Origin of the sequence: Enterobacter sp. WCHEn045836, assembly GCF_003965585.1 — a bacterium.
Lineage (GTDB): Bacteria > Pseudomonadota > Gammaproteobacteria > Enterobacterales > Enterobacteriaceae > Enterobacter > Enterobacter dissolvens.
Window position 1 is genome coordinate 94,312 of the sequence record NZ_RXPT01000006.1, and the last position, 14,777, is coordinate 109,088.

Consider the following 14,777-nt stretch of genomic DNA (forward strand, 5'->3'; position numbering starts at 1 on the left):
ATGCAGATCCTGTTGGCTAACCCGCGCGGCTTCTGCGCCGGTGTAGACCGCGCTATCAGCATTGTTGAAAACGCGCTGGAGATTTACGGCGCGCCTATTTATGTGCGTCACGAAGTGGTGCATAACCGTTACGTGGTCGACAGCCTCCGTGAACGCGGTGCCATTTTTATTGAGCAGATCAGCGAAGTGCCGGACGGTGCGATCCTGATATTCTCCGCACACGGCGTCTCCCAGGCGGTACGTAACGAAGCGAAAAGTCGCGATCTGACCGTGTTTGACGCCACTTGCCCGTTAGTAACGAAAGTACATATGGAAGTGGCGCGTGCCAGTCGTCGTGGTGAAGAGTCGATCCTGATTGGTCATGCCGGTCATCCGGAGGTCGAAGGTACCATGGGGCAGTACAGCAACCCGGAAGGGGGCATGTACCTGGTGCAGTCGCCGGAAGATGTGCTCACGCTGAACGTGAAAAACGAAGCGCGTCTGTCGTTCATGACGCAGACCACGCTTTCCGTGGATGATACCTCTGATGTGATCGACGCTTTGCGCCAGCGTTTCCCGAAAATTGTCGGGCCGCGTAAAGATGATATCTGCTACGCCACCACCAATCGTCAGGAAGCGGTGCGTGCGCTGGCTGAACAGGCGGACGTGGTGCTGGTGGTGGGTTCTAAAAATTCCTCTAACTCCAACCGTCTGGCCGAACTGGCTCAGCGGATGGGGAAAGCGGCGTTTCTGATCGACGACGCGACGGACATTCAGGAAGCGTGGGTCAAGAATGCGAACTGCGTAGGCGTGACGGCGGGCGCTTCCGCACCGGATATTCTGGTGCAGAATGTGATTGCTCGTCTGCAGGAGCTGGGCGGTGGAGAAGCGATACCGCTGGAAGGACGCGAAGAGAATATTGTCTTCGAAGTACCGAAAGAACTGCGTATCGACGCCCGTGAAGTTGAATAATCCTTCTTCTGATGAAAGGCCAGCACCTCCTGTGCTGGCCTTTTTTTTATCTGCTACTTTATCGTGACGACAAAATCATGTCTTTTACTGATATTTGAGTCCGTTTCACGTTAAATTCTAATTATCGGTGTTTTCAGTTGGCAGCCCTGACAAAGGCTGGTTAATCTGAAAACGGTTTACATCATTTTAACGTAAGAGAATAACTATGCATGATGCACAGATCCGTGTCGCCATTGCGGGCGCGGGTGGACGTATGGGTCGCCAGCTCATTCAGGCGGCACTTCAGATGGATGGCGTGGCCCTGGGCGCGGCACTGGAGCGTGACGGTTCATCGCTTCTTGGGACCGATGCCGGTGAACTGGCTGGTGCGGGCAAGACAGGTGTGACCGTGCAGAGCAGCCTGGAAGCGGTCAAAGATGATTTTGATGTGTTCATTGATTTCACCCGGCCAGAAGGCACTCTGAACCATCTGGCATTTTGCCGTCAGCACGGCAAAGGAATGGTCATTGGCACCACCGGGTTTGATGAAGCCGGTAAACAAGCCATTCAGGATGCGTCAAACGAGATTGCGATTGTCTTCGCCGCTAACTTTAGCGTGGGCGTAAACGTCATGCTGAAGCTGCTGGAGAAGGCCGCGAAGGTGATGGGCGATTATACCGACATTGAGATTGTCGAAGCTCACCACCGCTATAAAGTCGATGCACCCTCCGGCACGGCGCTGGCAATGGGCGAAGCGATTGCGCATGCACTGGATAAAGATTTAAAAGACTGCGCGGTTTATACCCGTGAAGGTCATACCGGCGAACGTGTCCCGGGGACGATTGGTTTCGCAACCGTTCGTGCGGGTGACATCGTCGGTGAACATACCGCGATGTTCGCCGATATCGGCGAACGTGTTGAGATAACGCATAAAGCGTCCAGCCGCATGACATTCGCGAATGGCGCTGTTCGCTCCGCTTTGTGGCTAAAAGGCAAGGATAACGGTCTTTTTGATATGAGAGATGTGCTCGATCTTAACAATTTGTAAGAGTTATTACCCATCGTGATGTGGTTATTGCAGTCGTAATTGTTTGATTGCATAGGGCAATAATTTATTGCCCTTTTATTTTTCCAGTTTCATTCTATATTTCGAGCTTTGTCGTAGAAAGTTTATGTTATCTCTCCTTTTTGTGTTGCCAGTATGTAAATTTTGACCATTTGGTCCACTTTTTATTACCCCGTCACAGGCAATTCTAATAAACTTGTCGCGCAAGCGTTTTCCGCAGTGATTTACCTGATCTTTTTGCCGCTTAACATCTTTTCAGGCTGCCAGGCTTGCAAAAGGATAATTAAAATCTCCGTTTTAAGTTGACTTTTACCCACCAAATCTCCAGAATGCCGCCGTTTGCCAAAAATCCGCTGGCAACACATTTGCATTGATTTATGACATGGTTGTGAATTAATATGCAAATAAAGTGAGTGAATATTCTCTGGAGGGTGTTTTGATTAAGTCAGCGCTATTGGTTCTGGAAGACGGAACCCAGTTTATCGGTCGGGCCATAGGGGCAACGGGTTCGGCGGTTGGGGAAGTCGTTTTCAATACTTCAATGACCGGTTATCAAGAAATCCTCACTGATCCTTCCTATTCTCGCCAAATCGTTACTCTAACTTATCCTCATATCGGCAATGTTGGCACTAATGCTGCTGATGAAGAGTCCTCTCAGGTTCATGCGCAAGGTCTGGTCATTCGCGACCTGCCGCTGATTGCCAGCAACTTCCGCAACACCGAAGACCTCTCTTCTTACCTGAAGCGCCATAACATCGTGGCGATTGCCGATATCGATACCCGTAAGTTAACGCGTCTGCTGCGCGAGAAGGGTGCACAGAACGGCTGCATCATCGCAGGGGATAACCTCGATGCGGCGCTGGCGCTGGAAAAAGCGAAAGCCTTCCCTGGCCTGAACGGCATGGATCTGGCGAAAGAAGTGACCACCACAGAAGCTTATAGCTGGACGCAGGGGAGCTGGACGCTGGAAGGCGACCTGCCGGAAGCGAAGCCAGAGAGCGAGCTGCCATTCCACGTTGTGGCCTATGATTTTGGTGCCAAGCGCAATATCCTGCGCATGCTGGTTGACCGCGGCTGCCGCCTGACGGTGGTACCTGCGCAAACTTCCGCTGAAGAGGTTCTGAAGATGAACCCGGATGGCATCTTCCTTTCTAACGGACCTGGCGACCCGGCACCGTGCGATTACGCTATCAATGCCATCACGTCCTTCCTCGAAACCGATATTCCGGTATTCGGTATTTGCCTGGGCCATCAGCTGCTGGCGCTGGCGAGTGGGGCGAACACCATTAAGATGAAGTTCGGTCACCACGGTGGTAACCACCCGGTGAAAGACATCGACAACAACACGGTGATGATTACGGCACAGAACCACGGCTTCGCAGTAGATGAAGCGTCAATGCCGGCTAATCTGCGCGTAACGCATAAATCCCTGTTCGATGGCACCCTGCAGGGTATCCATCGCACCGATAAGGCAGCGTTCAGCTTCCAGGGACACCCGGAAGCCAGCCCGGGCCCGCACGATGCCGCACCGCTGTTCGATCACTTTATCGAACTTATCGAGCAATACCGTAAGACCGCTAAATAATCAGGAGCCGAGAAGACAATGCCAAAACGTACAGACATAAAAAGCATCCTGATCCTTGGCGCTGGCCCGATTGTTATCGGTCAGGCCTGTGAATTCGACTACTCCGGTGCGCAGGCGTGTAAAGCCCTGCGTGAAGAGGGTTACCGCGTTATCCTGGTCAACTCTAACCCGGCGACCATCATGACCGACCCGGAAATGGCTGATGCAACCTACATCGAGCCGATTCACTGGGAAGTGGTGCGTAAAATTATCGAAAAAGAGCGTCCGGATGCGGTTCTGCCGACCATGGGCGGCCAGACAGCACTGAACTGCGCGCTGGAGCTGGAACGTCAGGGCGTGCTGGAAGAGTTCGGCGTGACCATGATTGGTGCCACCGCTGACGCGATTGATAAAGCAGAAGACCGTCGTCGCTTTGACGTGGCGATGAAGAAAATTGGCCTCGACACCGCGCGTTCCGGTATTGCACACAATATGGAAGAAGCGCTGGCCGTGGCGGCTGAAGTCGGCTATCCGTGCATCATCCGTCCGTCCTTCACGATGGGCGGAACCGGCGGGGGTATCGCCTACAACCGTGAAGAGTTCGAAGAGATTTGCGAACGCGGTCTGGATCTCTCCCCAACCAAAGAGCTGCTGATTGATGAATCGCTGATTGGCTGGAAAGAGTATGAGATGGAAGTGGTGCGTGACAAAAACGACAACTGCATCATCGTCTGCTCCATCGAAAACTTCGATGCAATGGGTATCCACACCGGCGACTCCATCACCGTGGCGCCAGCGCAAACGCTGACCGACAAAGAGTACCAAATCATGCGTAACGCCTCGATGGCGGTACTGCGTGAAATCGGGGTGGAAACGGGCGGGTCTAACGTCCAGTTCTCCGTGAACCCGAAAACTGGCCGTCTGATTGTTATCGAAATGAACCCGCGCGTGTCCCGCTCTTCCGCGCTGGCGTCTAAAGCTACCGGCTTCCCGATTGCGAAAGTGGCCGCGAAACTGGCGGTGGGTTATACCCTCGACGAGCTGATGAACGACATTACCGGTGGCCGCACACCTGCGTCCTTCGAACCGTCCATCGACTACGTTGTGACCAAGATCCCTCGCTTTAACTTCGAGAAATTCGCCGGTGCGAACGATCGTCTGACGACCCAGATGAAATCGGTCGGTGAAGTGATGGCGATTGGCCGCACGCAGCAGGAATCCCTGCAGAAAGCGCTGCGCGGTCTGGAAGTGGGGGCGACCGGCTTCGATCCGAAAGTGAGCCTGGACGACCCGGAAGCACTGACCAAAATCCGTCGCGAGCTGAAAGACGCGGGCGCAGAGCGTATCTGGTACATTGCCGACGCCTTCCGCGCAGGCCTCTCCGTCGATGGCGTCTTCAACCTGACCAACATCGACCGCTGGTTCCTGGTGCAGATTGAAGAGCTGGTGCGTCTGGAAGAGAAAGTGGCGGACCTGGGCATCAACGGCCTGGACGCTGACTTCCTGCGCATGCTGAAGCGCAAAGGCTTTGCCGACGCGCGTCTGGCAAAACTGGCCGGCGTGCGCGAAGCGGAAATCCGCAAGCTGCGTGACCAGTATGACCTGCACCCGGTCTACAAACGTGTTGATACCTGTGCAGCAGAATTTGCGACCGACACCGCTTACATGTACTCCACGTATGAAGACGAGTGTGAAGCGAATCCGTCCGTTGACCGCGACAAGATTATGGTACTGGGCGGTGGTCCAAACCGTATCGGTCAGGGTATCGAGTTTGACTACTGCTGCGTACACGCCTCTCTGGCGCTGCGCGAAGACGGTTACGAGACCATTATGGTCAACTGTAACCCGGAAACGGTTTCTACCGACTACGACACGTCCGACCGTCTCTACTTCGAACCGGTAACACTGGAAGACGTGCTGGAAATCGTGCGCATCGAGAAGCCAAAAGGCGTGATCGTGCAGTACGGCGGCCAGACTCCGCTGAAACTGGCGCGCGCGCTGGAAGCCGCAGGTGTGCCGGTTATCGGTACCAGCCCGGATGCCATTGACCGTGCAGAAGACCGCGAGCGTTTCCAGCAGGCGGTTGACCGTCTGAAGCTGAAACAGCCGGCAAACGCCACCGTGACGGCGATTGAACAAGCGGTTGAGAAGGCGAAAGAGATTGGCTATCCGCTGGTGGTGCGTCCTTCTTACGTGCTGGGCGGCCGCGCAATGGAAATCGTCTACGACGAAGCTGACCTGCGTCGTTACTTCCAGACGGCAGTCAGCGTGTCCAACGATGCGCCGGTGCTCTTGGATCGCTTCCTCGACGATGCGGTTGAAGTGGATGTGGATGCTATCTGCGACGGCGAAATGGTGTTGATTGGCGGCATCATGGAGCACATCGAGCAGGCGGGCGTGCACTCAGGCGACTCCGCCTGTTCTCTGCCAGCGTACACCCTGAGCCAGGAAATTCAGGACGTGATGCGTCAGCAGGTGCAGAAACTGGCCTTCGAACTGCAGGTTCGCGGTCTGATGAACGTTCAGTTCGCCGTGAAAGACAACGAAGTCTACCTGATTGAAGTGAACCCGCGTGCAGCACGTACCGTACCGTTCGTCTCTAAAGCGACCGGTATTCCGCTGGCAAAAGTGGCGGCGCGTGTGATGGCTGGCCAGACGCTGGCACAGCAGGGCGTCACTAAAGAGATTATCCCGCCGTACTACTCGGTGAAAGAGGTGGTGCTGCCGTTCAACAAATTCCCGGGCGTTGACCCACTGTTAGGGCCAGAGATGCGCTCTACCGGGGAAGTGATGGGCGTGGGCCGCACCTTTGCAGAAGCGTTTGCTAAAGCGCAACTGGGCAGTAACTCCACCATGAAGAAATCTGGCCGTGCGCTGCTCTCGGTTCGCGAAGGTGATAAAGAGCGCGTGGTTGACCTGGCGGCCAAGCTGCTGAAACAGGGCTTCGAGCTGGATGCAACCCACGGTACGGCGATTGTGCTGGGTGAAGCGGGAATCAACCCGCGTCTGGTGAACAAGGTGCATGAAGGTCGTCCGCACATTCAGGATCGCATCAAGAATGGCGAATACACCTACATCATCAATACCACTGCGGGCCGCCAGGCAATTGAAGACTCCAAGCTGATTCGCCGCAGCGCACTGCAGTACAAAGTGCATTATGACACCACCCTGAATGGCGGTTTCGCAACAGCCATGGCACTGAACGCGGATGCTACCGAGAAGGTGATTTCGGTTCAGGAAATGCACGCCCAGATTAACAAGTAAGACAAATTGCCCGGTACCGTTCGGTTGCCGGGCATTCTTCCCCTCTTCAGAACCTTCTGGTTTTCCATCCGCATTCAGTCAGTTAGCCTAAAATGGTTAGGTCGATAATGAAATTCAACTGAGAGCAGGGGAAAACACCATGCAAAATAAACTACTGATCGCTTCCGTTCTGGCTGCCACTGCAATGTTCACCGTAGCAGGGTGTTCATCTAATCAGGCGGTAAAAACCACCGATGGCCGCACCATTATTACTGACGGCAAACCGCAGGTGGATGACGACACCGGTCTGGTGTCCTATAAAAACGCGGAAACCGGTCAAACCGAGCAGATTAACCGTGACCAGGTTAAATCCATGGGTGAACTGGATAATTAAAAAAAGCAGTGGCATCCGCCACTGCTTTTTTTGCTTGATGCTGATGGATTACCAGCGGTGGTTTAACAAAATATGACCGCCGTAAGCGGCATAGTTGTTTTCACCCCATTCGCAGCTGGCGCGAAGTGAAATCGTCGTGGTCTCGTTAAGATTGCCGGTAATACCCAGCTCTACCTGACCACGATCCTCCGGCGTATCATTACTTACGGTTTCGTCGTTGAAGGCCAGATCGTTTTGACCTGCACCCTTCAGCCAGTTCACCGCAACGTATGGCTGCCAGGCCGTGACGTCCTTTTGCTGGAAATAGCTGGATTTCACACCCAGACGACCGAAGACGCTGTCGTTATCCAGAGTCGTCACCCGGACGCCATCGCGGTCCGTATGATTTTCCTGATCAAGATAGCTGTAGATCACCTGCGCCTGAGGCTCGATCTTCCAGGTACGCTCGTTTTCAGATGGGATAACCCACGCATGGCCGACTTCAACAGACGCGGCAAAACCTTCGCTGTCGTAATCTTCATCGTTGCGGTTGCTGGTCACTTTGTTGTTGTACCAGCTGTAGGCGGCCCAGGTATCAATGTAGCTGCCCAGACGTAATTTCTGATCTTCCTGCCAGGTGGCGTAGAGCCCAACGTTGAAGCCATCGACTTTACCCTGTGCGTCACGCACGTTGTATTTCGCATCTGAGTGGGTCTTCGCCTGGCCTGCACCGAACATGCCACCGGCACGCAGGATACCGCTGTCCATTGGCTTGCTGAGGAAATCGCTGCCGACTTGCAGAACGGTGGTCGTGGTGTCGTAGCTGACTTTATCACCGCCTGCATCATTTTCATGGTAACGACCTTTTACATACATCCAGGTATTCAGATCGTCTTCGTTACGGAAGGTGAGCTGATCGCGATCGTCACGTTTGTGCAGGAACATACTCTGAGCAGCCAGATAGTTGCCTAAATACGCGCCCACTTCAGGTGCCATCACTTCTGGTGCTGGGGTATTGCCGCCGCCGTTATCGGTATTATCACCACTGTCGCCGTTATCATTGCCGCCGCTGTTGCCGCCATCGTCGGTATTGCTGCCATTGTCACTGTTACCGCCATTATCAGTGTTGCCGCCATCGTCAGTATTGCCACCGTTGTCGGTATTATCTCCGTCATCGGTATCATCTGTCGGATCGACAGGTGGCGCGGCCTTCGATTCCAGGTACCAGTTCCCGTCACTATGCTGGTAAAGAGAGTATTCGTATGCGCCTGCCACAACCGGTTTGGCCAGGGTTAGCTGTGCTTCAGAGCTGCCGGCGACGCTGACAATCTCCATGCCGTTCACGGTCTGTGCGCCAAGTCCACCCATGTTGCTGACGGTCACGCCGGACTGGCCAAAACTGCTGCCGGTTATTGTGAGATGATCGGTAGGCGCCGTGTCAGTACCCAGCTCGCTGTTTAATACAATCTGGCTACCTTCTGCGCCGGTATAATCGCCGTTAATGGTAAAATCATTACCCACGCTGTGGTCGGCTGCACTGAGCAAAAGCGTGCCGCTGTTGGTCACGTTGCCGTTAATGATATCAATGCCGGCGTCGTTGAGCGTTGCGTTACCCTCGATTGCATTCCACGCTGCCAGCGTACCGCCGCTGAGAATAGTAATGTTGTTGTAGACGGTTCCTGCGGTGGCAAACTTTGCCCCGTTCTGCACGGTAAGAGTGGCATTGCTGTTTTCGACACCTAACGTTGCGCCTGCCGCTACCAGCGTTGTGCCGTTTCGCAGGGTCGTATCGCCGGTATAGCTGTTGTTGCCGGTAAGCGTCAGCGTATTCGCATCAACTTTCTCTACGTTTCCGCTGCCGGTCATGTCAGTAGAAAACGTGAAATTGTCTCCCTGGTTAAAGATAACCGTACCATTGTTGGTTAGCCCGCCGCTGAGACTTGCCATACCTTCGCCATTGCCCAGCTGCAGCGTGGCTTCATTCGCCACCAGCGTATTGCCAGCATTGGAAACGGTACCCGCCAGGGTCAGGTTGCCGCTATTCACCTGCAGTGAATCACCGGCACCAATGATGTCGACGTTACCCGTCAGCGTCCAGTCTTCACCGTTCATTTTGACAGAGGCGAAACCATCGCCTTCGTTCAGCCCGATAAAATTGCTGTCTTCTGTCCCGGCGCCTACCAGGGTCAGGGTGTTACCGGTTGAAAGCGTGGAAATGACATCGCCAGACAGGTTTGAACCTGTGTTGAGGGTGAGGGTATTATTTTTGTTACTGGCGAACATTATAGCTGACTTGCCACCGCCAATTGAGCCATTGTTAATGATGTCAGCCTTCGCGGTATCCGTTACGTTGATACCATTCTGATCACCCTGAATGGTACCGGTATTGATGATTTTGGTTCCACCACCGCTGAGTTTGATACCATCTTCGCCTGTGCCGATAATCGAGCCATTATTATCAATCACGATTCCGGCGTCAGTAGCCAGACCTGTATTGCCTTTAATGATGCCTGTTTCCGTATTTGATATGCTAATTGCAGAGGAATCTTCATTAACAAAAATCCCCTTTTCAAAGCCGGTAATGTTTCCTTTGTTGGTTAAACTACCCTGCATCGTGACTATGTTTACAGCGTTCTTTGTGGCGGAGGAAATGGTAGCACCAGCATTATTATTAATATCGAGTGGCTGCGCGCTAGTGTTTATATCAAGTCCATTCGAAGTGCCGGAAATATTCCCATTGTTTGTTATTGAACTGACTTTAAATCCTGAGGCGGAAACAGCGGCTAAATCGCCAGACGAAGACACAGTAATATCTTTATTGATGACGTATTCGGTATCGGCGGAGAAATCTTGCGGAGCAGAGGTTGACTGGTCGATGGTGCCTGCAGAACTGATTATTGGTGTAAAAACAAGCAGGGCGGGAAATAATCTCCCCAGTAACTGGGTGGTCCTGTTTAATTCCAGACGTTTTACTTTCATATTCACATCCATTTAAAAGGAAATTCGAAGTGAAGAAAAATATTCTCTTTCAGGTTTTAAAGAAAAGCGTTGAGAGGAGTAGATTGAAATTATTATGTTTTCAATGTGTTATGTATACTTCGATTTATTAAAATGCAAATTTAATAAATCTAAATATGACACGATTATAAATAATGCAGTGTAAATTATTTGTGAGGGGAATATATTTGCAGGTGTTCAAATAAGTACTGGAAAACCTCTGAGAACTGGCACTAAAGAGTAGCAATACTTGCGTTTTGCTTCCGACGCGTCACTGAACACTTTCAGCGGGCGGGTTAACTGTCTACACTCACATCTACAAGAGAGAAGACAGTCAAAACAGGCCGATTCATGATTCTGATAATTTATGCGCATCCCTATCCGCAGCACTCCCATGCGAATAAGCGCATGCTTGAGCAGGTAAGGACACTCGACAACGTAGAGATACGTTCCCTCTATCAACTTTATCCTGATTTTAAAATCGACATCACCGCCGAACAGGAGGCGCTCACTCGCGCCGATCTGATCATCTGGCAACACCCGATGCAGTGGTACAGCACACCACCGCTCCTGAAATTGTGGATCGACAAAGTCTTTTCCCACGGCTGGGCGTATGGTCACAACGGGCATGCGCTGAAGGGAAAAAGCCTGATGTGGGCTGTGACCACCGGTGGTGGAGAAAGCCACTTCGATATTGGTTCTTTCCCGGGTTTTGAGGTGCTGGCGCAACCGCTTCAGGCGACAGCGCTCTACTGTGGTCTTACCTGGCTTCCTCCTTTTGCTATGCACTGCACATTTGTTTGTGACGATGAGACGTTGCAGGCGCAGGCTCGTCATTATAAACAACGCTTACTAGAGTGGCAGGAGGCGCACAATGGATAGCCATACGCTGATACAGGCGCTGATTTACCTTGGCGCGGCGGCGCTGATTGTGCCCGTTGCGGTTCGCCTGGGGCTGGGCTCCGTGCTGGGCTACCTGATCGCCGGGTGTGTTATCGGACCCTGGGGATTCCGCCTGGTCACGGATGCGGAGGCGATTCTGCATTTCGCCGAAATTGGCGTCGTGCTGATGCTGTTTGTCATTGGTCTGGAACTCGACCCGCAGCGGTTGTGGAAGCTGCGCGCCTCAGTATTTGGCGGCGGGGCGCTACAGATGGTGGCCTGCGGTCTGCTGTTGGGCGGCTTCTGTATTTTACTGGGAATGGACTGGAAAGTGGCTGCGCTTATTGGCATGACGCTGGCACTCTCTTCGACGGCGATTGCCATGCAGGCAATGAACGAGCGAAACCTGACCGTTTCTCAGATGGGGCGTAGTGCATTTTCGGTGCTGCTGTTTCAGGATATCGCGGCCATTCCGCTGGTGGCGATGATCCCGCTGCTGGCTGCCAGCGGGGCATCAACGACGCTGGGCGCTTTTGCCCTCTCTGCGTTGAAAGTGGTCGGTGCGCTGGCACTGGTTGTCCTGCTCGGCCGTTATGTTACCCGTCCGCTGCTGCGCTTCGTCGCTCGCTCGGGACTGCGGGAAGTGTTCAGTGCCGTGGCGCTGTTCCTGGTGTTTGGTTTCGGTCTGCTGCTGGAGGAAGCCGGGCTGTCGATGGCGATGGGAGCCTTCCTCGCGGGCGTTCTGCTGGCCAGCTCAGAGTACCGACACGCGCTGGAAAGCGATATCGAGCCATTCAAAGGATTGCTGCTGGGGCTGTTTTTCATCGGAGTCGGGATGTCTATCGACTTTGGCACGCTGGTCACGCATCCACTGCGGATCCTCATCCTGCTGGTCGGTTTCCTGGTCATCAAAATGATGATGCTGTGGCTGATCGCCCGCCCGCTGAACGTGCCTGGCAGACAGCGTCGCTGGTTCGCCGTGCTGCTCGGACAGGGAAGCGAATTCGCGTTTGTGGTCTTCGGCGCGGCGCAAATGGCCAATGTGCTCGATCCCGAGTGGGCGAAAGCGCTGACGCTGGCGGTCGCGCTGTCGATGGCGGCAACGCCGATCCTGCTGGTGCTGCTGACGCGTCTGGAAAAAACAGGCAGCGAACAGGAACGCGAAGCCGATGAGATTGACGAGGAACAGCCGCGGGTCATCATCGCCGGATTCGGTCGCTTTGGGCAGATCACCGGTCGTTTACTGCTCTCAAGCGGAGTAAAAATGGTCATCCTCGATCACGATCCGGACCATGTGGATACCCTGCGTAAGTTCGATATGAAAGTCTTCTACGGCGATGCAACGCGTGTCGATCTGCTGGAATCAGCCGGGGCAGCGAAAGCGGAAGTCCTCATCAACGCGATTGACGATCCCCAGACCAGTATGCAGCTGGTTGAGCTGGTGAAGGAGCATTTCCCGAACCTGACCATCATCTCCCGCGCGCGCGATGTGGATCACTATATCCAGCTGCGACAGGCAGGGGTGGCCGCACCCGAGCGTGAAACTTTCGAAGGGGCGCTTAAGTCTGGCCGTATGGCGCTGGAAAGCCTGGGCCTGGGCGCGTATGAAGCGCGAGAACGAGCGGACCTGTTCCGCCGCTTCAATACCGATATGGTGGAAGAGATGGTGGCGATGGCGGGCAGTACGGCCACAGAGCGTGCGGCGGTGTTTAAACGCACCAGTGCGATGCTGACAGAGATCATTAACGAGGATCGTAATCATCTGTCGCTGGTGCAGCGTCATGGCTGGCAGGGAACGGAGGAGGGCAAGCATACCGGCGATCCGGCGGACGAACCGGAGAGTAAACCTTCCGCGTGAAGTGGAGTTGCCAGCAATATTAAAAAATTTCTCTTTCTTTACCATGCCGCCAGTCGACGAAAGATTAAGCTTTCCGTATAGTGGCGGCAATTTTTTGCATCCGGGAAATTTTCAATGATCAGTCTGATTGCAGCGCTGGCGGTGGACCGTGTTATCGGTATGGAAAATGCCATGCCGTGGAACCTGCCTGCCGATCTCACATGGTTTAAACGTACGACGTTAAACAAGCCGGTAGTGATGGGCCGCCTGACCTGGGAGTCGATTGGTCGTCCATTGCCGGGCCGTAAGAATATCGTGATCAGTAGCCAGCCAGGTACAGACGATCGCGTCGAATGGGTGAAATCCGTTGACGAGGCGATTGCCGCGTGCGGTAACGCCGACGAGATCATGGTGATTGGTGGTGGGCGTGTGTATGAGCAGTTCCTGCCGAAAGCGCAAAAGCTCTATCTGACGCATATTGATGCGGAAGTGGAAGGCGATACCCATTTCCCGGACTACGATCCGGACGAGTGGGAATCGGTATTCAGCGAATTCCATGATGCGGATGCGCAGAACTCACACAGCTACTGCTTCGAGATTCTGGAACGTCGCTAGTTGCTTTTCCCTCTCCCGGCGGGAGAGGGAATTCACCCTCAGGAGGCGACCGCCTCGCCTTCCCCTAAGTCCAGCTGTCGGTTGGACGGCTGCACGAAGTAGGTTTTATCTTCCCAGCGTAAGCAGGTTAAATCCCCGCCCCAGCAACAACCGGTATCAAGACCGTAGATCCCGTCTGGCGTGCCTTTCCCTTCTAGCGCGGCCCAGTGGCCAAACACCACGCTGTACTCACTGGTGACCGGTCCGGGGATCGCAAACCACGGTTTAAGCGGCGCAGGCGCACTTTCCGGCGTCTCTTTGGAGTACATATCCAGTTGCCCGTTCGGGAAGCAGAAACGCATCCGTGTGAACGCGTTCGTGATAAAACGCAGGCGTGCCAGACCGCTCAGATCTTCGCTCCAGTGGTTTGGCATATCGCCATACATGGCATCAAGGAAGAAAGGATAGGAATCGCTCGCCAGTACCGCTTCAACGTCACGTGCGCAGGTTTTTGCCGTCTCAAGATCCCACTGTGGGGTGATCCCGGCGTGGGCCATAACCAGTTTTTTCTCCTCATCGACCTGCAACAGCGGCTGACGACGCAGCCAGTTGATCAGTTCGTCGGCGTCTGGCGCATCCAGCAGCGGGGTGAGGCGATCTTTCGGCTTATTGCGGCTGATGCCGGCAAAGACGGCCAGCAGATGTAAATCATGATTACCCAGCACCATGCGTACGCTGTCGCCAAGCGATTTTACGAAGCGTAAAACCTCGAGGGAACCTGGCCCACGCGCCACTAAATCGCCCGTCAGCCAGAGAATATCCCGTCCTGGCGTAAAGTCGACCTGCTTTAATAATGCGATCAGTTCATCGTAGCAACCATGAACGTCGCCAATCAGATATGTAGACATTAGATTAATGAATGAGTGTTGTAACGGCGAGACGGAACACAGGGATCGCAACGCGGAATACATTGCCATCGACGTCGACCATTTCATAATGGCCTTGCATAGTTCCCAGCGGCGTTTCTATCACCGCACCGCTGGTGTACTGATACTCTTCGCCAGGGTCGATGTGGGGCTGTTCACCAACCACACCTTCACCCTGAACTTCGATTTCACGGCCATTGCCGTTAGTGATAAGCCAGTAACGCCCGAGCAGCTGCACAGGCATCCGCCCCAGATTGCGAATGGTCACGGTGTAGGCAAAAACAAAGCGCTCTTCATCGGGTGAGGACTGAGATTCAACGTAAACGCTTTGTACCTGGACACATACGCGGGGCGAATCAATCATG

Annotated in this window: 12 protein-coding genes; 9 read left to right on the forward strand and 3 right to left on the reverse strand. The window is 53.9% G+C overall.

Features of this window, described 5'->3' with window-relative positions; genetic code table 11:
* The 5 genes from ispH (at nucleotide 1) to EKN38_RS09695 (ending at nucleotide 7,197) form a co-directional block, all read left to right on the forward strand.
* Nucleotides 1–951, forward strand: coding sequence for a 4-hydroxy-3-methylbut-2-enyl diphosphate reductase (gene ispH, locus EKN38_RS09675; RefSeq protein ID WP_126522032.1), 951 nt, complete (start codon nucleotides 1–3; stop codon nucleotides 949–951).
* 205 nt (nucleotides 952–1,156) lie between these two features.
* On the forward strand, nucleotides 1,157–1,978 hold the full coding sequence (gene dapB, locus EKN38_RS09680; RefSeq protein ID WP_014830608.1) for a 4-hydroxy-tetrahydrodipicolinate reductase: 822 nt from the start codon (nucleotides 1,157–1,159) through the stop codon (nucleotides 1,976–1,978).
* Between the two features lie 454 nt (nucleotides 1,979–2,432).
* Nucleotides 2,433–3,581 carry a glutamine-hydrolyzing carbamoyl-phosphate synthase small subunit gene (gene carA / locus EKN38_RS09685; protein ID WP_014830609.1) on the forward strand — a complete coding sequence of 383 codons (1,149 nt, stop codon included), beginning with the start codon at nucleotides 2,433–2,435 and terminating at the stop codon, nucleotides 3,579–3,581.
* Nucleotides 3,582–3,599: 18 nt separating this feature from the next.
* Nucleotides 3,600–6,824 carry a carbamoyl-phosphate synthase large subunit gene (gene carB / locus EKN38_RS09690; protein ID WP_014830610.1) on the forward strand — a complete coding sequence of 1,075 codons (3,225 nt, stop codon included), beginning with the start codon at nucleotides 3,600–3,602 and terminating at the stop codon, nucleotides 6,822–6,824.
* Between the two features lie 139 nt (nucleotides 6,825–6,963).
* Nucleotides 6,964–7,197 (forward strand): YgdI/YgdR family lipoprotein, encoded by a 234-nt coding sequence (locus tag EKN38_RS09695; protein ID WP_013095533.1) that lies wholly within the window; start codon nucleotides 6,964–6,966, stop codon nucleotides 7,195–7,197.
* A gap of 48 nt (nucleotides 7,198–7,245) precedes the next feature.
* Here the strand turns inward: EKN38_RS09695 and EKN38_RS09700 are convergent, their stop codons facing one another.
* Nucleotides 7,246–9,789, reverse strand: a complete 2,544-nt coding sequence (locus tag EKN38_RS09700) for an autotransporter outer membrane beta-barrel domain-containing protein (protein ID WP_014830611.1) — start codon at nucleotides 9,787–9,789, stop codon at nucleotides 7,246–7,248.
* Between EKN38_RS09700 and EKN38_RS25755 the strand changes: the two genes are divergently transcribed.
* From EKN38_RS25755 to folA, 4 genes are all read left to right on the forward strand, one after another.
* Nucleotides 9,680–10,171, forward strand: coding sequence for a hypothetical protein (locus EKN38_RS25755; RefSeq protein WP_163281471.1), 492 nt, complete (start codon nucleotides 9,680–9,682; stop codon nucleotides 10,169–10,171). The two genes, EKN38_RS09700 and EKN38_RS25755, sit on opposite strands and share 110 nt — an antisense overlap.
* A 353-nt stretch (nucleotides 10,172–10,524) precedes the next feature.
* The gene (gene kefF, locus EKN38_RS09705) at nucleotides 10,525–11,055 is read left to right on the forward strand and encodes a glutathione-regulated potassium-efflux system oxidoreductase KefF (RefSeq protein ID WP_126522034.1); all 531 of its coding nucleotides are present in this window, start codon (nucleotides 10,525–10,527) and stop codon (nucleotides 11,053–11,055) included.
* Nucleotides 11,048–12,913, forward strand: a complete 1,866-nt coding sequence (gene kefC / locus EKN38_RS09710; RefSeq protein ID WP_014830613.1) for a glutathione-regulated potassium-efflux system protein KefC — start codon at nucleotides 11,048–11,050, stop codon at nucleotides 12,911–12,913. Before kefF ends, kefC begins: the two co-directional genes overlap by 8 nt.
* Before the next feature lie 114 nt (nucleotides 12,914–13,027).
* Nucleotides 13,028–13,507, forward strand: a complete 480-nt coding sequence (gene folA / locus EKN38_RS09720) for a type 3 dihydrofolate reductase (protein WP_014830614.1) — start codon at nucleotides 13,028–13,030, stop codon at nucleotides 13,505–13,507.
* A gap of 38 nt (nucleotides 13,508–13,545) precedes the next feature.
* On the opposite strand, the gene apaH is transcribed toward folA, so the two are convergent.
* Entirely contained in the window at nucleotides 13,546–14,394 is an 849-nt protein-coding gene (apaH, locus tag EKN38_RS09725) for a bis(5'-nucleosyl)-tetraphosphatase (symmetrical) ApaH (protein WP_014830615.1), read from the reverse strand.
* Between the two features lie 4 nt (nucleotides 14,395–14,398).
* Complete coding sequence (apaG, locus tag EKN38_RS09730; RefSeq protein ID WP_014830616.1) at nucleotides 14,399–14,776, reverse strand: Co2+/Mg2+ efflux protein ApaG; 378 nt, start codon at nucleotides 14,774–14,776, stop codon at nucleotides 14,399–14,401.
* Nucleotide 14,777: the final 1 nt, after the last annotated feature.

What these genes read in the sequence shown, in the direction of transcription:
- ispH (WP_126522032.1), top strand. Translation starts at nt 1, where the DNA reads ATGCAGATCCTGTTGGCTAACCCGCGCGGCTTCTGCGCCGGTGTAGAC.
- dapB (WP_014830608.1), top strand. Translation starts at nt 1,157, where the DNA reads ATGCATGATGCACAGATCCGTGTCGCCATTGCGGGCGCGGGTGGACGT.
- carB (WP_014830610.1), top strand. Translation starts at nt 3,600, where the DNA reads ATGCCAAAACGTACAGACATAAAAAGCATCCTGATCCTTGGCGCTGGC.
- EKN38_RS09695 (WP_013095533.1), top strand. Translation starts at nt 6,964, where the DNA reads ATGCAAAATAAACTACTGATCGCTTCCGTTCTGGCTGCCACTGCAATG.
- EKN38_RS25755 (WP_163281471.1), top strand. Translation starts at nt 9,680, where the DNA reads ATGATGCCTGTTTCCGTATTTGATATGCTAATTGCAGAGGAATCTTCA.
- EKN38_RS09700 (WP_014830611.1), bottom strand. Translation starts at nt 9,789, where the DNA reads ATGCAGGGTAGTTTAACCAACAAAGGAAACATTACCGGCTTTGAAAAG.
- kefF (WP_126522034.1), top strand. Translation starts at nt 10,525, where the DNA reads ATGATTCTGATAATTTATGCGCATCCCTATCCGCAGCACTCCCATGCG.
- kefC (WP_014830613.1), top strand. Translation starts at nt 11,048, where the DNA reads ATGGATAGCCATACGCTGATACAGGCGCTGATTTACCTTGGCGCGGCG.
- folA (WP_014830614.1), top strand. Translation starts at nt 13,028, where the DNA reads ATGATCAGTCTGATTGCAGCGCTGGCGGTGGACCGTGTTATCGGTATG.
- apaH (WP_014830615.1), bottom strand. Translation starts at nt 14,394, where the DNA reads ATGTCTACATATCTGATTGGCGACGTTCATGGTTGCTACGATGAACTG.
- apaG (WP_014830616.1), bottom strand. Translation starts at nt 14,776, where the DNA reads ATGATTGATTCGCCCCGCGTATGTGTCCAGGTACAAAGCGTTTACGTT.